The organism is Streptomyces sp. TAA486 (genome assembly GCF_000426165.1).
The window spans coordinates 430,549-448,532 of record NZ_AUEV01000002.1; the positions used below are offsets into that span (position 1 = coordinate 430,549).

Consider the following 17,984-nt stretch of genomic DNA (forward strand, 5'->3'; position numbering starts at 1 on the left):
CGCTCACCTCCAGGGGAGCAGCAAGGATCGGTGCCATTCGAGGAATGCGGGCATAACTCCGCGAAGCATGCGGAATGCCGATATTCCACCTCGCAGTGTCCCGAGACGGATCAGTTCATGTCCGGGCGCGTCGACCACCACCCGTACGGCCGCAACGGGACGTCTTCGCTCCGGCGCCGTGGGCTGCGGACCCCCGGAGGCATCGGGCCGCCCGGCGGGCATTGTGGCCGTGCGGAGCGTGGCGGCCGACTCCATGTCGGCGGCCACGGCGGCGGTGGTGGTGCGCAGAGCGGCACGTGATGGCCCGTGCACGATGTGCGCGGAGCCGGCGAGCGGTCCGACGTGCACGGTTCCGTAGGGGCGCAGCGCGTTGGCCAGCAGCTCCGTGCCGGTGCACTCCGTGCGTCCCGAGGCGTCCCGTGTCTCGTCGGCGACGACCAGGTCCCCGGGATGCATGCCGGGCAGGAGTCCCGCGCAGAATCCCGTCGCGACGACGGCTGTCATGCCGGCCTCGGGCTCGTCGCGCAGGGCCCTGGCGACCGCGCGTCCGGCAGCCAGGGGGCCCATGCCGGTGCGCAGTACGGTGACCGGGCCTGCCGCCCCCTCCGGGGCGTCGCCGAAGCGCCGTAGCGCGAGCCGCTCGATGCCCAGCGCGCAGGCGATCAGCAGGGGGCCGCGGTCACCGGAGGGCGTCATCTCTCTTCCTGCCGCCCGGTTCCGGTGCCCGGACCGTGCAGATACCGGCCGAGAGCGGTGAGCGGGAAGACCTGCCGGTAGAGGTGGTAGTTGATGGAGAAGTCCCACGGGAAGCCCGTACCGGTGAAATGCGGCTCGTCCCAGGAGCCGTCGTCGCGCTGCGTCCGCACGAGCCAGTTGATCCCCTGCTCCACCGCCATCGAGTCCCGCTCCCCCGCCGCGAGCAGCGCCAGCAGCGCCCAGCCGGTCTGCGAGGCCGTAGAGGTACCGCGTCCGGCCCATTCGCGCTCGTGGCCCGGCCGGTAGGAGCGCAGGTCCTCGCCCCAGCCGCCGTCGCCGTTCTGGACGCTCTCCAGCCAGCAGGCGGCGCGCCGGACGGCCGGGTGGGAGGCGGGCAGCCCCGCGGCGATGAGAGCCGGCACCACGGAACCGGTGCCGTAGATGTAGTTGACGCCCCAGCGGCCGAACCAGGCTCCGCTGATCTCCTGTTCCGACAGCAGCCAGGACACGGCCCGGCGCACCCGGGTGTCGTCGCGGCGTCCCTCGGCCGAGAGCATCTCCACCATGTGCGCGGTGACGTCGGCAGAGGGCGGATCGATGACTTCGCCGAAGTCGCAGAAGGGAAGCCGGTTGGGGAAGGGGCTGTCGTTGTCGGCGTCGAAGGCGCCCCAGGCTCCGTTCCTGGACTGCATGCCCAGGCTCCAGCGAACGCCTCTGCGTACTGCGGTGTCCACACGCGCCTGGTCGTGGTGGCGTACGCGGCGCAGTGCGAGGACGACCTCGGCGGTGTCGTCCGCGTCAGGGTAGTTGTCGTTGTGGAACTCGAACGCCCAGCCGCCCGGCGGCAGTTGAGGCTTGCGTACGGACCAGTCCCCCCGCCGTAACACCTGCTCGCCGAGCATCCAGTCGGCTGCCTTGACGAGCGCCGGGTGGTCGGGGGCCACGCCGGCGTCGGCGAGCGCGATGGTCGCCAGGCAGGTGTCCCAGACCGGGGACTGGCACGCCTCGACCATCCGCATCGGACCGTCCTGCGCCTCGCCGGTGTCGCCGCCCCGGCCGCCCTCGTAGCGGACCGTGTAGCTGTCGAGGGCCGACAGGCCCGCCCGCATGACCGGATGGTCCAGGTCGTAGCCGAGCAGCCGCAGCGCGATCAGCGAGTACACGGCGGGCGGCTGGATGCCTCCCCAGCAGCCGTCGTTCTCCTGCCGCTCGATGATCCACCGGGCGGCGCTGCGCAGCGCGGCTCTGCGCAGGGAGCGCGAGGCGACCTTGCGGTAGGCGTGCAGGCTCCGGTCCAGACGCTGGAAGAAACCCTCCCAGCTGGCCGCGGGCGCCATGCCGCGAGAAGGGTTCGGACGTGCCGGGTCACGGTGAAGCTCGTCCAGCGAGAAGGGCGCCGCCCGTACGGGGCGCTTCGCGCACACGACGGTGAGCGGGACGATCGTCTGCCGTGCCCAGCAGCCGAAGTCGTAGATGTTGAGGGGGAACCACTTCGGGAACCAGATCACCTCCGGTGGCATCTCGGGCAGGTCCGCCCAGCGCCACCAGCCGAAGAGCGCCAGCCAGATCCGCGTGAAGACCCGGCTCGCGGCGACTCCGCCCTGCTCCCGCACCCAGGCCGAGGCACGTTCCATGTGCGGTGCGTCCGGACGATCGCCGGCGAGCCGGAGCGCGACGTACGCCTCGATCGTCGTGGAGAGGTCTCCCGGCCCGCCGTGGAAGGTCGCCCAGGTGCCGTCCTGGCCCTGCTGGGACCGTACGAAGCGGGCCGCCTCCCGCGTGGTGCTCTCGTCGCGGATGCCGAGGAACTCGCGCAGCAGCAGGTCCTCGGCATCCATGGTGACGTTGGTCTCCAGGTCGCCTTTCCACCAGCCCTCCGCGTCCTGCCTGGCGAGCAGGTTCTCCACGGCGAGGCCGGCCGCCCGTTGCGCGCGGGCCTCAAGGCTCTCGGGACCCGCCGACACAGCGGTGGCCATCGCCCCGGCACCGCTGTCCGTCGTAGCTGTCATCTCACTACCTTCCGGAGGTTCCGGTGACGCGCCGGGCGCCGGGGCCGGGTGGTCATCGCTGGCGTACGACGACGAAGTCGGCCAGCGCGGTCAACTGCTCCCGCACGTGCGCGGGCAGGTCGAGGGGTTCGAGAGCCGCGAGGGCGGTGGCGTGCTGTCGCTGCGCCTCCCCCGAGGTCCACTCGCGGCCGCCCGCCTCCTCGATCAGTGCGGCACGCGTGACGAACTCGGCCTCGTCGAACTCCTCGATCTCCGCCTGGCTCTTCTTCGCGTCACCCCTCATCAGGTCGGCCAGCCGGGTCGCGGCCGGGTCCGGCGCGGCGAGTGCGGCCACCACGGGCAGGGACTTCTTGCGCTGCCGCAGGTCGCTCCAGGCCTGCTTGCCGGTGGCGCCCGGGTCGCCCCAGATGCCCAGCAGGTCGTCGACGGCCTGGAAGGCGAGACCGAGGTGGTAGCCGTAGGACTCCAGCGCGTCGGCCGTGCGGTCGTCGGCACCGCCGAGCACGGCGCCGATGGAGACGGCGCAGGCCAGGAGCGCGCCGGTCTTGTTGCCCTCCATCTCCAGGCACTCCTCGACCGTGACCTGCTCGCGGTGCTCGTAGGAGATGTCCTGGGCCTGTCCGTCGATGAGCTTGCGCGTGGCCCGCGTCAGCCGGCGCGTCGCGCGGCCCGCCTCGGCGGTGCCCGGCTCCAGCAGTATTTCGTTGGCCAGGGCGAAGAGGGCGTCGCCGACGAGGATCGCCTGCGCCGGGCCGTGCACCTTCCAGACGGTGTCGCGGTGGCGGCGCTGCTCGTCCCCGTCCATCAGGTCGTCGTGCAGCAGCGAGAAGTTGTGCACCAGTTCCACGGCGACGGCGCCGGGGAGGCCTGTCTCCGGCGCGGCCCCGGTGACCTCGGCCGACAGCAGGGCGAGTGCGGGGCGTACGGCCTTGCCGCCGTCGGCCTCCGCCGGGCGGCCGGCTTCGTCGATCCACCCGAAGTGGTACGCGGCGACGGTGTCCATCGGTGGAGCGAGCCGCTCCACCGCCGCGCGCAGCAGCGGGGTGGCGAGCCTCTTGCCTCGCTCCAGCAGAGCGCTGACGCTCGTGTTGTCGACGACGGTGTGCTGGTTCGCCGTTGTCACGGGGTCTCCTCTGCGTTCTGTGCCGTTCGTGCGTGTACCGCTGTCCGCGGTGGTGGAGTGGGGGAATTCTGCGGTGCCGTCCTGCTGGGTTGACCGGACGTGCCACCTGTGTCGGCGCTGCTCATGCCACCGCCCTTTCCTGTGGTGCTGGGCACCGGATCATTGTCGTACGGGCGGCCCATGACAGTGAGGGCTTCCCGGGCGGCGGTCATTCCACTCCGTACGGCGCTCTCCATCGTTGCCGGCCAGCCAGTATCCGTCCAAGCTCCAGCGAGGCAGACACCGGGCACCGCGGTGCGGGAGGCGGGACGCAGCCGGCCCACGCCGGGGCGGGGATCGAAGGTTGCCGTGCGTTCACGGGTGACGAAGAAGTCGACGACGCGAGCGGTGCGGGCCGCGGGCAGCAGTCGCGCCAGCTCCGGCAGATAGCGCTCGCGCAGCGCCGCGACGGACTCGTCGATCTCCCCGTGCGCGGCGGACTGCGACACGGCAAGGTACTGGCCGCCGCCGAGCCCTGATGGGCCTGTGCGGTCGAAGACCCACTGGACGGGCGAGCCGAGCGCGGCGAAGAAGGGACGGCGCAGCACACGGCGGTCGTAGACGACGTGCAGGTTGAGGATCGGGGCGGTGCCGATCTCCAGAAGCCTGCCGGGGGTCGGCAGCGCCCCCTCCGGCAGCAGGCCGTGCGCCTCGCGCTGCGGCACGGCCAGGACGACGGCGTCGACGTGGTGTTCCGTTACGCTCCCCTGCCCGTCGCCGGCCGATACGGTCCAGCCCCCGTCCGGCGCCGCGGTGACGGCACGGACCCGGGTCTGGGTGAGGACGTGCACGCCCGCCGCGCGCAGTGCCTCGCGGGCGAGAGTGTCGTGCAGATGTCCCAGCGGCACGCGGGAGATCCCGATGTCGGCGGCGCCGGACGCGGAGAGCAGCCCCGTTCTGAAGACCATCGCGGCGAGGCCCAGGGAGGCGTGGGGAGCACGGGCGTTGAGCGTGGCGGTGCCCACCAGGTCCCACAGCGCGCTGATCGCCCGGTCGCTCTGGCCCTGCCCGTGCAGCCAGGTCGCGAAGTCCACGTCGTCCAGGGCGGGATCGGCCGGGTCGAGTGCCTTCAGGGCGAGGGCCGCGCGGGCCGCCCGGGCTCGCTCGGCCGGCGTCAGATGCCGGTAGTTGGCCAGAGAGGCGGCCAAGTGCATCGGTACGGGCAGGAAGTTGCGTCGCAGCCTGCTCAACTGCGGCCGCGGGCCTGCCACATCGAGGACGGGCACATTGAGGCGGCGCTGCACCGGTGCGAGCCCCGATCCGCCGATCCGCCGCAGGAACCAGGTGTAGGCCGTGCAGCAACGCAGGTGCACGTGCTGCCCGTTGTCGACGGAGAGCGGGCCGGCCGGGGAGTCGCGGCGGAAGGAGAAGGCGAGACCACCCAGGCGCGGACGCGACTCGAGGAGGGTGGTGGGCACGCCCGCGTCGGCCAGGCGGAGTGCGGCCGTGGCTCCGGCGATTCCTCCGCCGACGACGAGGGCGCGGCGCTCGCGGGAGGCGCGGCTGCCCGCCGCACCGGCATCAGCCCTGGTCATGCGCGTGCACTCCGCCTCGCGGCGTTCCGTGCGTCGATGCCGGTGAGCCCGCGCACGGCGACGTACGCCTTCTGCCTGTTGGGGAGCGAGACGCGCTGGCGCAGCACCGCGTACGGATCCGCGGCGATACGTTCCAGCAGACGCTGGTAGATCCCGGCCATGGCGGCCACACAGGCGCCGGATCTGCGGTCGAGCAGCGGCAGCAACCGGTAGCCCTGGGCGAACAGGGCTCGGGCGCGCTGCACTTCGTGGTGGACGAGCCCGCGGAAGTCGCTACCGGGCTGCGCCTCGCCGTTGTGGAAGTCAGCGGAGCAGCCGAACTTTTCAAGATCCTCCGCAGGCAGGTACGTGCGTCCGTGATCAGCGTCTTCCCGAAGATCCCGGAGGATATTGGTGAGTTGGAGCGCGAGGCCGAGGGTGTCGGCGTATTCGGGGGCGCGGACCGCGTCCCGTACACCGGGGAGAGTGCCGAAGACGCCGAGCGAGAGCCGGCCGATCGCACCGGCCACGCATCGGCAGTAGACCTCCAGCTCCTCCCAGCTGCCGTAGTTGGTGCCGCGCACGTCCAGCAGGACCCCGTCGATGAGTTCGTCCAGCCCGCCCATCGGGACGGGGTAGCGGCGCGCCGCGTCGCTCAGCGCGACCGCTACGGGGTCCGTGTCGTCCTGTTCGATGCCGCCTTCGCGGATGCGTCCCAGCAGATCCCGGGTCTCCTCCAGCCTGGCGATCTTGACGGACTGTTCGAGAGGGCCGTCGCCGATGTCGTCGACGCGCCGGGAGAATGCGTAGAGCGCGGACATCGCCCGGCGCTTTCCCGTCGGCAGCAGCCGGATTCCGTAGGCGAAGTTGCGGGCCTGCTGGCCCGTGACGGATTCGCAGTAGTCGTACGCGGCGGCCACCGACGGTGGCACGTACGGTACGGGCCGGGCTCTGTCCACGGTCCGCTCACCCCTCTCGTCGCAGGGTTGCGGCCACCTCGCGCAGCAGCCCGCGCGTGGTGGCCCGGGGAGGTCCTGGGAGTACGTCGTATCCGGCACGGCCGATGGCTCGGAGGACGGCGCGACCACCGCCGGTGAATCCCGCCAGCAGCAGCCTCAGACGGCCGCGCACGCTGGCGACGAGCGGGTCGCCCGACGACAGCAGCGCGCGGGCACGGTCCGCCTCGAAGGCCAGTAGCGCGCGGACCGACGCGTTGGCGCTCGGGGCGGCGAGGTCGGACTCGGAGACGTGGAAGCGGGCCATGTCCTCGGCGGGCAGGTAGATGCGGTCGCGGCCGAGATCCTCGGCGACGTCCTGGAGGTGCTCCACGATCTGGAGCCCGGTGCACACGTCGTCCGCGTACCGGATCCGCTCGGGAGTCGCGGTTCCGGTGATGGCGAGGACGAGGTGGCCCACGGGGTTGGCCGACAGCTCGCAGTAGCCGAGCAGTTCGGCGTGGTCGGCGTAGCGGCGGACCTTCTGGTCCTGGCGGTTGGCCTCGATGAGCGCGAGGAACGGTTCGGGGGTGAGCTTGCGGCGCCGCACCGTCGGCGCGAGTGCCCTCAGCAGGGGGTGACCTGGGGCGGGACGTCCGGCTTCGAAGAGGCGGCACAGGTCGGCCTCGAACGCGTCGAGCATCGCGAGCCGGTCGGCGCCGGGGTCGCTGCCCCATTCGGGGCCGAGCCCCAGATACTTGGCGTCGAGTCCGCCGGGGGCGAGATCGCCGTCGCCGATGTCATCGACGAGCCGGGCGTAGCCGTACACGGCCATCAGGTCGTAGCGCCATTCGCGCGGCAGGAATCCGGGCGCCACTGGGAAGTTCTCCCGCGTGGCCTTGGCGAGGACGGCACGCGCATGGGCGTCCGCCTCCGCGCTCACCACGTGCTGCCAGAAGCCATTGCCGTCACATCTCCGTTTCTACACCGCTGGGCGAAAACATCCTATTTCGGACACGCCGCTGCGGCACGGCGGCGAGAGGCGGCCCGCGGCGGCTGCACGGACGGCGTGAAACGGCGGGCGAAGAGCGCGATCCCGGCCCGGACGGACCCGCCAGGGACGGGGCTGGCGCCTCCTCAGCGCGCGGGCGGGGCGGTGAATCCCCCGATGAGGACGTCGAACGCGCGCTCGGCCACGGCATGCGTCTCTTCGGGGGACAGCCCCCCGAGGGGCCCGTCCAGGAAGAGCATGGCCAGCCCGTGGACGGTCGCCCAGGCCGTGAGCTCGGCGCCCGGACGCCGCTCCGGGGGCATCCTGCCGTCCTCGACGAGGGCGTCCAGCGTCTCGACGAGGATCTCGAACGAGCGGAATTCCCAGCCGTCCTCGCCCTCGTGGTCGAAAGTGCCGCTCATCGGGCTGAGATGGAGCGTGTCGTGGCAGAAGGCGGCACGGAAGAGGCCCGGCTCGGACAGCGCGAAGGACAGGTAGCCGTGACCGAGGGCCCGCATGCGCGCCTCCGCTGCCTCTCCGGCGCTACCGAGTGGCGAGGCAGAGCGGCCACCGGCCTCCATGCTCACGGCCAGGCGCTCCTGGCCCAGTTCCTTGACGGCGTGGAGCAGTTCGGCCTGGCCGGCGAAGTGCCGGTAGGCGGCGGTCGGTGAGACGCCGACGCGCCGCGCCGCGGCGCGCAGGACGACCGACTCGGGGCCGCCCTCGCGGGCGAGGTCGGTCGCGGCCTCGATGAGGGCGTTGCGCAGGTCTCCGTGGTGATAGGTCCCCTTGCCGCCGGCGGCGGACCGGCTGCCTCCGCGCCGAGTCCGCTCCTCCGCGGGTCCGTTCGCCGCCCGCGCCTCGCTCGAGCCGGTCTGCGCCTCCATGTCCGCCATGCTTTCATCCTGTCCGATGTTGACACCATTAACATTCACTGCCAGAGTCCATGTTGACGCCGTAAACATCGGCGCGCAATGCCACATGGGGGGATTAGGACAGTGCTGAGACGAATCGCGGAGCTGGCCCTGCACCGGCCTCGGGCTCTGCTCATAGCGAGCCTGATCGCGGTGGTGGCCATGGGCGCCATCGGTTTCGGAGCGTTCGGGAAACTGCAGGCCGGTGGCTTCGAGGATCCCGACGCGCCATCGAGCCGCGCACAGACCCTCATCGCCGACAAGTTCGGCGGCGAGGACAACCTCGTTCTGCTGGTGCGGGCGGAGAGCGGAAGCCTGGACTCGGCCGCGGTGCGCGAGGCCGGCGAGAAGCTGACGAAGGAGCTGACGGACAACTCGCAGCTCTCCCACGTCTCTTCGTACTGGGACGCCGGCGGGTCAGCACTGACCTCGCGGGACGGCTCACAGGCCCTCGTGCTGGCGCATGTGCGGGGCGACAGCAGCGACGTGGCCGACCACACCAAGGAGATCACCGACGAGTGGAGCGGTGACCAGGGTCCGGTGGAAGTGCGGGCGGGCGGTGGCGCGGCACTCAACAACGACATCTCGAAGCAGGTCTCCGCGGACCTGGCGGTCGCGGAGTCCATCGCCGTGCCGCTGACGCTGGTGCTGCTCGTCATCGCCTTCGGCAGTTTCGTCGCGGCGCTGCTGCCGCTGGCGATCGGGCTGATCGCGATTCTCGGCACCTTCGCCGAACTGTTCGTCCTGGGCAGCGTCACGGACGTCTCGGTATTCTCCGTCAATCTGACCACCGCGCTCGGGCTCGGTCTGGGGATCGACTACGGGCTGCTGATCGTCAGCCGCTTCCGCGAACGGCTCTCCGAGGGCGACGATGTCGGGGACGCGCTGCGCACGACCGTGACGACGGCGGGGCGCACGATCGCCTTCTCTGCGGCGACCGTCGTCGCTGCTCTGGCGGCGCTGCTGCTCTTCCCGCCGTTCTTCCTCCGCTCCTTCGCGTACGCCGGGATCGGGGTCGTGGCCATCGCGGCCATGGCGGCGCTGATCGTCGTACCGGCGCTGCTGGCGGTTCTCGGACACCGCGTGAACAAGGGCCGGCTGCCGTGGGCCGACGCCGTGCGCCGCCCTGACGCACCCATGTGGGGCAGGCTCGCGCGTACGGTCATGCGCCGTCCCGCCCTGACCGCGCTGCCCGTGCTGGCGGTGCTCCTGCTGGCCGCGAGCCCGCTGCTGGGCGCGCGCTTCGGGATGCCGGACGAGCGGGTACTGCCAGAGGACGCACAGAGCCGGCAGGTCAGCAGCGTCCTGGACAAACAGTTCCCGGGCAGCTCTACGGAGGCCCTCCAGATCGTCACCACGGCCGGGGTGCCCGGGGACGAGCTCGACGCGTACGCGGGGCGGGTCTCGGGCCTCGACGGCGTGGCCCGCGTACAGGCGAGCAGCGGCGTCTACGCCGACGGGAAGAAGGCGGCACCGGCAGGGCGCGCCCAGGCCGCGCTGGGCAAGCCCGACGCACAGCTCCTCACCGTCACACCGGAGCGGGGCTCAGCGGTGGAGGAGCGGCAGGACACCGTCCGCAGCATCCGCGACGTGGCCGCTCCCGGTAGCGGCGAGGCCCTCGTGGGCGGACGCGACGCCCAGCTCGTCGACACCAAGGCCTCGATCGGCGACCGGTTGCCCGGCGCCATCGGGATGGTCGTCGGCTCCACCCTCGTGCTGCTCTTCCTCTTCACCGGCAGCGTCGTCCAGCCTCTGCGGGCTCTCCTGCTCAACACGGTGAGTCTGACGGCCTCGATCGGCGCAATGGTCTGGATCTTCCAGGACGGCCATCTCTCGTCGGCGCTGGGCTTCACGGCCATGCCGATGGACACCTCGATGACGGTGCTGATGTTCTGCATCGTCTTCGGACTCTCCATGGACTACGAGGTCTTCGTCACCAGCCGCATCAAGGAGCTGCACGACAGCGGGGCCCCCAACGCGACGGCCGTCACGCGCGGCCTGTCCCGCACCGGGCGCATCGTGACGATGGCCGCGGGGCTGCTGGGCGTCAGCTTCTTCGCCTTCGCCACCAGCGAGATCAGCTTCCTGCAGATGTTCGGCCTGGGCAGCGGGCTGGCGATCCTCATCGACGCCGTCGCCGTGCGCGGAGTGCTGGTGCCCGCCGCGATGCGCCTGCTGGGCCGCGGTGCCTGGTACGCGCCGCGTGTGCTGCGGAAGCTGCACAGCAAGATCGGCCTGGAGGAGACACCCTCCGACGGGTCCGGGCCCGGACTCCCGGAGTCCCGGGAGCCGGAGCGCACGCCCGCGGGGGTCTGACGGTCCCCTGCGAGACAACGGTCAGCGGCTGGTTCGGAACGGGGGTCCGGATCAGCCGCTGACCGTTGTGTGTGCGGCTCGTGTGGTGTCCGCCGGGCCTACTTGCCCGTGAACTTCTCGTATTCCTTGAGCACTTCCTCGGTCGGCCCGTCGTGCACGAGCTCGCCCTTCTCCAGCCACAGCGTCCGCTCGCAAGTGTCGCGGATCGACTTGTTGTTGTGGCTGACGAGGAAGACGGTGCCTGCCTCTTCCCGCAGTTGGCGGACGCGCTGCTCCGAGCGCCGCTGGAACTTCTTGTCGCCCGTCGCCAGCGCCTCGTCGATCATCAGCACGTCGTGGTTCTTGGCGGCGGCGATGGAGAACCGCAGCCGTGCCGCCATGCCGGACGAGTAGGTGCGCATGGGCAGCGTGATGAAGTCGCCCTTCTCGTTGATCCCGGAGAAGTCGACGATGCCCTGGTAGCGCTCCTCGACCTCTTCGCGGGACATGCCCATCGCCAGCCCGCCGAGCACGACGTTCCGCTCGCCCGTGAGGTCGTTCATCATCGCGGCGTTGACCCCCAGCAGGGAGGGCTGGCCGTTGGTGTAGACGCGGCCGCTCTCGGGGGGCAGCAGGCCCGCAATGGCGCGCAGCAGCGTCGACTTGCCCGAGCCGTTGGAGCCGATCAGGCCGATGGCCTGGCCCTGGTATGCGGTGAAACTCACGCCCCTGACTGCGTGCACCTCGCGCAGGCTGCCGCCACCGGGCTTGCGGCGGATGATGCGGTTCAGCGCCGCGGTGGCACTGCCCCTGCCCTTCGCGCCGCCGTAGACGCGGTAGACAATGTGCAGGTCCTCGGCGATGACGGTGGGAATCCACGGGTTCTCCGCGGGAGGACCCTCCACCTGCGGGACGATCTCTGCCTTCTCCTGGGTGTCTTCAGCCACGCCCATAACGCTCCTCCGACTTCCAGAAGAAAACAAATCCGCCGACACCGATCAGCAGTCCCCAGCCCAGCGCCAGCGCCCAGACGTGCGGCGGAAGATCCGCAGAGGTGTAGCCGTCGATGAACGAGAAGCGCATGAGATCCATGTAGACGGCCGCGGGGTTGGCCTGGATGAGATCGACCAGCCACGGCTGCGCCCCCGCCCGGTCGCGCAGCATGGGCTCCAGCGGGAACATCACACCGGACCCGTACATCCAGGTGCGGAGCACGAACGGCATGAGCTGGGCCAGGTCCGGGGTCTTGCTGCCCAGACGGGCCATGATCAGCGCCATGCCGGTGTTGAAGAGGAACTGGCAGGCGAGCGTCGGAAAGATCAGCAGCCAGGACCAGGCCGGGAAGTGCCCGAATCCGATCAGGATGGCGATGAGGACGATCATCGAGTACAGCAGCTGCTGGAGCTGCTGCAGCGAGATCGAGATCGGCAGCGACGCGCGCGGGAAGTGCAGAGCGCGCACCAGACCGAGGTTGCCGGAGATCGCACGGACACCGTTGAGCACCGAGGTCTGGGTGAAGGTGAAGACGAAGACGCCGGTGACCAGGAAGGGAATGTAGTTCTGATGGCCGCCCGGTGTGCCGTCCCTGCCGCCCAGCAGGAGACCGAAGATGAAGTAGTAGACCGTGGCGTTCAGCAGGGGTGTCGCCACCTGCCACAACTGCCCGAGCTTCGCCTGGCTGTACTGCGCGGTCAGCTTGGCCCGGGAGAAGGCCAGGATGAAGTGCCGTCTCCCCCACAGCTGCCTCACGTACTCCGGCAGCGACGGCCGGGCACCGCTCACGGAGAGCCCGTACTTGGTCGCCAGATCGGCCGGGGACAGACGGTCGTCCGGTGTGGGCGGAGGCTTGACGCCCACCGCACCGCCGTGCGTTGTCTCGGTCACTTTTGAAACTTTCGTCCTCACACGCGCAAGTGAACTGGAAGAGATGGTGGTGCTTGAGACGAGCTTGTCAGATCACGGGCGGGCGACCTAGTCGGGTCAGCCGCCACACCGTACGCCAGCGCATCGGCCTGCGCGCACCGCATGGTTTGGTCCACCCCTCCCGGAATCCGCCGAGCCAGGCGCGCAGCGCCGGGCGCGAGGGGCGGCGGGCGAGAGTGAGGACCAGCCAGACGCCCAGGTAGACGGGAACGAGCAGGGCCGGAAGGTTCCGGCGGGCGAGCCAGACGCGGTTGCGGGCGACCATGCGGTGGTAGACCGCGTGCCGGCTCGGGGCCGTCGTGGGGTGGTGCAGCACCATGTCGGCGCGGTAGTCGATCGACCAGCCCGCATCCAGGGCCCGCCAGGCCAGGTCCGTCTCCTCGTGTGCGTAGAAGAACTCGTCAGGCAGTCCGCCGACCTCGGCGAGGACCCTCGTACGCACGGCGTTGGCCCCGCCGAGGAAGGTCGTGACCCGGGAGGAGCGCATCGGGTCCGCGGCCCGCAGCCTGGGAACATGGCGGCGCTGTGTCTCACCGGTGTCCGGGTCGGCGATGCGGAAACTGATGATGCCCAGTGACGGGTCGGCGGCGAAGGCCTCACGCACGAGCTCGGCGGTGCCGGTGTCCGGCAGCAGCCCGTCGTCGTCGAGGAAGAGCAGCACGTCGACTTCGGCGCCGGACGGACCGAAGGCCTCGATGCCGACGTTGCGGCCTCCGGGGATGCCGAGATTTTCCGGAAGCTCGACCGTCCGTACACCTTCCGGCAACGCGGGCAGCGGCGCGCCGTTACCCACGACGACGGTCTCGATCGGATCCCCGTCCTGTTTGGCCACGGAGTCGAGCAGCGCCCGCAGCTCCTCGGGCCGGTTGCCCATCGTGAGGATGACGGCGCCGAGCCTCGCGGTCGGTGCGGACCGCTCCGGGCTCTGCTGCGGCATGGTGGCTCCCTCCGTCACTTGAGCCTGCTGGAGGCGAGGATGGACACCAGATGCAGCAGCGTCTGGACGACGGCGATGCCGGCGAGCACGGCGACACCCAGCCTGGTGAAGAAGAGGTCCCCTCTGATCTCGTCCACGACCGCCAGGACCAGGATGAGCAGCGATGCCTCGATCCCGAGTATCAGGCGGTGGAACTTCAGCGCCGCGGCGGCCTTGCGGGCCAGCGCCACGCCGGACGAGCGCGGCTCGCTCGCGGCCTCCTTCACGGGCGGCAGCCCGGTCTGATGGCGGGCCACACCGACCAGGTCGGTCTCGGCCTTGATCAGTACGGCCCCGAGCGCGGCCAGAGTGCCCAGGAAGGCCCACAGCCAGTCCACGCGCCCCCCGCCCCACAGGTCCGCCGCGCGCAGGCCGAAGCCCAGGAGCACGGCGGCGTCGCAGAGGTATGCGCCGACCCGGTCCAGGTACACCCCGCCGAGCGAGTACTGCTTCTTCCAGCGGGCGAGTTCGCCGTCCACGCAGTCGAGCAGCAGGTAGAGCTGGACCATCACCACGCCCAGCACCGCCCCGCCGATCCCCGGCAGCAGCAGGGCCGGGGCGGCGAGGACACCGGCGAGCGTCATCAGGTAGGTCAGCTGGTTGGGCGTGACCTTCGTGTTCACCAGGTGCCGATCCATGCGCAAGGAGACCTCGCGCATGTAGAGCCGCCCGGCCCAGTGCTCACCGCTGCGCCTGTCCTTCACGCCCTCGGGATGAACGACCGGACGGAGTTCAGCTACTGATGGCTTGTGCATAGTCGCGGTATGCGTCCCTGATCTGGTCGGCGGACAGGTCGAGGTGTTCGAGAATGGTGTACCGCCCGGGCCTGGTCTCCGGGGCGTACTCCACGACTTTCACGAACTCGTCCTCGTCGAAGCCGATTTCGTGAGGCAATACAGGAAGGCCGTGGCGCCGGAGCACCTCGACCATCAGCATCGACATCTCCCGGTCGCCCCGCAGGAACGTGGCGAACGCCGCCCCGAGACCGCACTGTTCGCCGTGGCTGGCCGCGCGCTTGGGGTAGAGCAGGTCGAAGGCGTGGTTGATCTCGTGGCAGGCGCCCGACGCCGGACGGCTGTCACCGGCGACCGACATCGAGATCCCGGTCATCACCAGCCCCTCGGCGAGGACTTGGAGGAACGCGTCGTCGCCGACACCGCCGGGATGCCTCAGCACGGCCTCCCCCGCCTGGCGGGCCATGGCGGCGGCGAGGCCGTCGATGTCCTCGCCGCGCACGGTGTGGGCGAGTTCCCAGTCCCGTACGGCGGAGATGTTGGAGACGGCGTCGCCGATCCCGGAGCGTACGAACCGGGCCGGGGCCTCCCTGATGACGTCGAGGTCGATGACGACGGCGATCGGGTTGGGCACGCCGTACGAGCCGCGCCCCGCGTCGTTGTCGAGGGTGGCGACCGGCGAACACAGGCCGTCGTGGCTCAGGTTGGTGGCGACCGCGACCAGCGGCAGGCCGATGCGCGCCGCCGCGAACTTGGCACAGTCGATGATCTTGCCGCCGCCCAGGCCGACGACGGCGTCGTAGCGCCCGGACTTCATGGAGTCGGCCAGCTTGATGGCGTCGTCGATGGTGCCGCCGCCGACCTCGTACCAGTCGGCGCTGGGGAGGGCGGGGGCGAAGCGCTCACGCAGAGCCGCGCCCGAGCCACCACTGATGGCGAAGGCGAGCCTGCCGTTCGAGGAGATCCGCTGATCGGCCAGCAGGCCCGCCAGGTCGTCCAGGGCGCCGCGGCTGATGTCGACGACGACGGGCGACGGGATGAGGCGGGTCAGTACCGGCATGCGATCTCCCTGCCCTTGGCGAGGTCGTCGTGGTTGTCGATCTCGACCCACTGCACGTCGCCGATCGGCGCGACGTCGATCTTGAACCCGCGGTTGACCAGCTCCTGGTAGCCGTCCTCGTAGTAGAGCTGCGGGTCGCGCTCGAACGTGGTCTTCAGCGCGTCGGCCAGCTCCTCGGCGGCCTCGGGCTCGATGAGGGTGAGGCCGATGTACTCACCGCTCGCCGTGGACGGGTCCATCAGCTTGGTGATCTGCTGGACACCCTTCTCCGGGTCGGTGACGACCTTCATCTCCTCCTCGTCCAGGTTCTTGACCGTGTCGAGGGCGAGGATGATCTTCTGGCCGTTGCCGCGGGCGTCGAGGAGGGTCTTCTCGACGGAGACGGGGTGGACGGTGTCGCCGTTGGCGAGCAGCGCGCCCTGCTTGATGACGTCGCGTGCGCACCACAGGGAGTAGGCGTTGTTCCACTCCTCGGCCTTGTCGTTGTCGACGAGGGTGAGCTTGACGCCGTGCTTCTTCTCCAGGGCTTCCTTGCGCTCGTACACCGCTTCCTTGCGGTAGCCGACGACGACGGCGACGTCGGTGAGGCCGACGGCCGCGAAGTTGGCCAGGGCGATGTCGAGGACGGTCTGCGACTCCTCGTCGCCTTCGGGGCCCACCGGCACGAGGGCCTTGGGGAGGGTGTCGGTGTAGGGGCGCAGACGCCGTCCGGCGCCGGCGGCCAGCACGAGGCCGATCATGCGGGTTCTCCTGTTTCGTCGTGTACGGCGGGTGCTTTGGAGGACACCCAGAAGCGGATGCTCTCGACGAGCACCACTGCCGCGACGACCACGGCGAGCGTGGTCAGCGCGATGGTGAAACCTTGGCCCTGGTCCGGGCCGCGGCCTGCGCCGGAGGCCCAGAGGGCCGCGGCGAGGGCGACGACCAGGGTTCGTCCTTCGTGACCCCCGGTCGCACGGACAAGCCAGTGCGGAGGCGCGCCGGTGCCGCCGCGGATGCGGTACACCGTGTCGTAGTGATGGTAGGCGACCGCCGCCACCAGCCCGAAAGCGGCGGGCAGCGCGCCGTTCACCCCTGATTGTTCCGCGCGTGCCGCCAGGACAAGCACGAGCACGTATTCCGCGGTACGGAAGAAGGGCGGGGCCAGCCAGTCCAGCGCGCCCCGCAGCGGGGCGGCGACAGCGAAACCCGAGGTCAGCGCGTAACCGAGGGCGGCCCCGCACGTCCAGACGCTGCCCAGCGGCGTCCACAGCGCGGTGGCCAGCAGCGCGGCCGTGCCGAGGAACGCGACGGCGGGAGGCCCGTAGCCGGGCAGGCGGATACGTGCGCGACGGGCCAGGGCCGCGAAACCCGCGGCGAGGGGGCCGGTGTCGGCGAGGTCGGCCAGTGCGCGCGCGGCGCGGTCGGTGCGGTGCGCCTTCCGGGTCAGCGAACGCAGCACGCGGCCCGCCGTGGTGTAGCAGGCGGCGAGGGCGCAGCCGACGAGGAGCACGGCGAGGGTGATGCGGGGAGTGGTGCAGGCGGTCAACACCGCGATGAGGGCCCAGCGTTCGCCGATCGGAAGCACGATCATGCGGCGCAGCCACACCGTCCAGCCGACGCTGTCCAGTCTTGTGGACAGGGCCGCGGTGGGGCTGGTGTTGGCGGCGGCGTCGTGGTTGGCCTCGTTGAAGGAGAAGTCCACGACGTGGCGAACGGTCTGCAGCACCATCGCGCCGAGGGCCAGCGCCCATACGTCGTCGCCGCCGCGGGTGGCGCCGAGGGCGAGGCCCGCGTAGTAGGCGTACTCCTTGGCGCGGTCGAAGGTGGCGTCGAGCCAGGCTCCGAGCGTGGAGTACTGCAGGTCGTAGCGTGCGAGCTGCCCGTCGGTCGCGTCCAGCACGAAGGAGGCGATCAGCAGCACCCCGGCGGCGACGAATCCGCCCCGCGTGCCGGTCGCGGCGCAGGCGGCCGCGATCAGCGCGGTCACGAGGGACGCGGTGGTGACCTGGTTCGGGGTGAGGCCGCGGCGTGCGCACCAGCGGGCGATGTAGCGGGAGTAGGGGCTGACGCAGAAGGTGGTGAAGAAGCCGTCCCGCGACTTCACCGCGTTGCGCAGGCGCACCGCCTCGTCGTCGACGCCGTCGACGGCGCCGCGTGCGGCCGCGCGGGCCTCCTCCCCCACCGGCACGGACGCCACGAGCGGGCCCAGTTCGGGACGGTGCACGTCGACGTCGCCTGCTTCCAGCGCGTCGGCCACGGCGTCGGGCAGGGTCCGCGGCGGTGCGGTGACCGCGCCCTCGTCATCGGGTCCGCGTCCCGCCACGTCGGCCGCAGTGCCTGACGCCGCGGAGTCCGCTTCGTGCAGGGCGCGTGTGAGCGCACCGCGGGCCTGGGCCTGTACGGACAGTGCCCCGGTGACGGCGCCGGCCGCGAAGCGGGGGTCGGTCAACGCGAGCCGGAGGCTGTGGCGGTGGCCGACGAAGTGCGGGTCGACGAGCGCGACCCTCGCTCCCGCGGGGGCTGCGGACACTGCCGCCGACACCTGGCCGGCCTCCGCCGCGACCTGGACGTCGAACCCCAGCGACCGCAGGTCGCCCTCCAGCGGCGACCCCGCGACCGGCGGACCGGTGAGGATGGCGGTCGACAGTCGAACTCACTCCTTGGACGCTGGCACAGCGCGTCTTCCGGCCTGGGGACGGCCGGGCAGCGGGCAGGGTGCGCCGTGGCCCGTACGGTGGCGGGCGGCGCGTCGGCAGAGGCTATCGGATCGAACGGGCGGGCTTTCATCGCGCG

Annotated in this window: 15 protein-coding genes; 1 reads left to right on the forward strand and 14 read right to left on the reverse strand. The window is 71.0% G+C overall.

All coding sequences use genetic code 11. From position 1 onward, the window contains the following. Positions 1–3: 3 nt before the first annotated feature. The 7 genes from I004_RS0105875 to I004_RS32490 form a co-directional block, all read right to left on the reverse strand. Positions 4–696 (reverse strand): phosphorylase family protein, encoded by a 693-nt coding sequence (locus I004_RS0105875; RefSeq protein ID WP_028434711.1) that lies wholly within the window; start codon positions 694–696, stop codon positions 4–6. Then, a complete protein-coding gene (gene shc / locus I004_RS0105880; protein WP_028434712.1) occupies positions 693–2,705 on the reverse strand; it encodes a squalene--hopene cyclase in 2,013 nt (670 codons plus the stop codon). The genes I004_RS0105875 and shc overlap by 4 nt, the downstream gene beginning before the upstream one ends. A 52-nt stretch (positions 2,706–2,757) precedes the next feature. Then, a complete protein-coding gene (locus I004_RS0105885) occupies positions 2,758–3,828 on the reverse strand; it encodes a polyprenyl synthetase family protein (RefSeq protein WP_028434713.1) in 1,071 nt (356 codons plus the stop codon). Continuing rightward, positions 3,825–5,402, reverse strand: a complete 1,578-nt coding sequence (hpnE, locus tag I004_RS32485; protein ID WP_078510861.1) for a hydroxysqualene dehydroxylase HpnE — start codon at positions 5,400–5,402, stop codon at positions 3,825–3,827. The genes I004_RS0105885 and hpnE overlap by 4 nt, the downstream gene beginning before the upstream one ends. Beyond that, entirely contained in the window at positions 5,399–6,340 is a 942-nt protein-coding gene (gene hpnD / locus I004_RS0105895; RefSeq protein ID WP_028434714.1) for a presqualene diphosphate synthase HpnD, read from the reverse strand. Before hpnD ends, hpnE begins: the two co-directional genes overlap by 4 nt. A 7-nt stretch (positions 6,341–6,347) precedes the next feature. Further along, complete coding sequence (gene hpnC / locus I004_RS0105900) at positions 6,348–7,262, reverse strand: squalene synthase HpnC (protein WP_028434715.1); 915 nt, start codon at positions 7,260–7,262, stop codon at positions 6,348–6,350. Between the two features lie 191 nt (positions 7,263–7,453). Next, positions 7,454–8,203 (reverse strand): TetR/AcrR family transcriptional regulator, encoded by a 750-nt coding sequence (locus I004_RS32490; protein ID WP_486579759.1) that lies wholly within the window; start codon positions 8,201–8,203, stop codon positions 7,454–7,456. A 102-nt stretch (positions 8,204–8,305) separates the two neighbouring features. Here I004_RS32490 and I004_RS0105910 point away from each other — a divergent pair, with 102 nt between their 5' ends. Next, entirely contained in the window at positions 8,306–10,537 is a 2,232-nt protein-coding gene (locus tag I004_RS0105910) for an efflux RND transporter permease subunit (RefSeq protein ID WP_028434716.1), read from the forward strand. A 98-nt stretch (positions 10,538–10,635) separates the two neighbouring features. On the opposite strand, the gene I004_RS0105915 is transcribed toward I004_RS0105910, so the two are convergent. The 7 genes from I004_RS0105915 to I004_RS0105945 all read right to left on the reverse strand — a co-directional run bounded on the left by I004_RS0105915 (position 10,636) and on the right by I004_RS0105945 (position 17,838). Next, a complete protein-coding gene (locus I004_RS0105915) occupies positions 10,636–11,469 on the reverse strand; it encodes an ABC transporter ATP-binding protein (RefSeq protein WP_028434717.1) in 834 nt (277 codons plus the stop codon). Further along, complete coding sequence (locus I004_RS0105920) at positions 11,456–12,400, reverse strand: ABC transporter permease (RefSeq protein ID WP_028434718.1); 945 nt, start codon at positions 12,398–12,400, stop codon at positions 11,456–11,458. Before I004_RS0105920 ends, I004_RS0105915 begins: the two co-directional genes overlap by 14 nt. Positions 12,401–12,467: 67 nt before the next feature. Beyond that, positions 12,468–13,376 carry a glycosyltransferase gene (locus I004_RS0105925; RefSeq protein ID WP_051344739.1) on the reverse strand — a complete coding sequence of 303 codons (909 nt, stop codon included), beginning with the start codon at positions 13,374–13,376 and terminating at the stop codon, positions 12,468–12,470. A gap of 14 nt (positions 13,377–13,390) precedes the next feature. Further along, complete coding sequence (locus tag I004_RS0105930) at positions 13,391–14,170, reverse strand: CDP-alcohol phosphatidyltransferase family protein (RefSeq protein WP_078510862.1); 780 nt, start codon at positions 14,168–14,170, stop codon at positions 13,391–13,393. Next, positions 14,148–15,209: an iron-containing alcohol dehydrogenase family protein gene (locus I004_RS0105935; RefSeq protein WP_028434721.1), complete on the reverse strand. Its 1,062-nt coding sequence runs from the start codon at positions 15,207–15,209 to the stop codon at positions 14,148–14,150. Before I004_RS0105935 ends, I004_RS0105930 begins: the two co-directional genes overlap by 23 nt. Then, on the reverse strand, positions 15,197–15,949 hold the full coding sequence (locus tag I004_RS0105940; RefSeq protein ID WP_028434722.1) for a phosphocholine cytidylyltransferase family protein: 753 nt from the start codon (positions 15,947–15,949) through the stop codon (positions 15,197–15,199). Before I004_RS0105940 ends, I004_RS0105935 begins: the two co-directional genes overlap by 13 nt. Continuing rightward, the gene (locus tag I004_RS0105945) at positions 15,946–17,838 is read right to left on the reverse strand and encodes a CDP-alcohol phosphatidyltransferase family protein (protein ID WP_028434723.1); all 1,893 of its coding nucleotides are present in this window, start codon (positions 17,836–17,838) and stop codon (positions 15,946–15,948) included. The genes I004_RS0105940 and I004_RS0105945 overlap by 4 nt, the downstream gene beginning before the upstream one ends. Positions 17,839–17,984 lie beyond the last annotated feature (146 nt).

What these genes read in the sequence shown, in the direction of transcription:
- hpnE (WP_078510861.1), bottom strand. Translation starts at nt 5,402, where the DNA reads ATGACCAGGGCTGATGCCGGTGCGGCGGGCAGCCGCGCCTCCCGCGAG.
- I004_RS0105915 (WP_028434717.1), bottom strand. Translation starts at nt 11,469, where the DNA reads ATGGGCGTGGCTGAAGACACCCAGGAGAAGGCAGAGATCGTCCCGCAG.
- I004_RS0105925 (WP_051344739.1), bottom strand. Translation starts at nt 13,376, where the DNA reads ATGCCGCAGCAGAGCCCGGAGCGGTCCGCACCGACCGCGAGGCTCGGC.
- I004_RS0105930 (WP_078510862.1), bottom strand. Translation starts at nt 14,170, where the DNA reads ATGCACAAGCCATCAGTAGCTGAACTCCGTCCGGTCGTTCATCCCGAG.
- I004_RS32490 (WP_486579759.1), bottom strand. Translation starts at nt 8,203, where the DNA reads ATGGCGGACATGGAGGCGCAGACCGGCTCGAGCGAGGCGCGGGCGGCG.
- I004_RS0105940 (WP_028434722.1), bottom strand. Translation starts at nt 15,949, where the DNA reads ATGATCGGCCTCGTGCTGGCCGCCGGCGCCGGACGGCGTCTGCGCCCC.
- I004_RS0105935 (WP_028434721.1), bottom strand. Translation starts at nt 15,209, where the DNA reads ATGCCGGTACTGACCCGCCTCATCCCGTCGCCCGTCGTCGTCGACATC.
- I004_RS0105875 (WP_028434711.1), bottom strand. Translation starts at nt 696, where the DNA reads ATGACGCCCTCCGGTGACCGCGGCCCCCTGCTGATCGCCTGCGCGCTG.
- shc (WP_028434712.1), bottom strand. Translation starts at nt 2,705, where the DNA reads ATGACAGCTACGACGGACAGCGGTGCCGGGGCGATGGCCACCGCTGTG.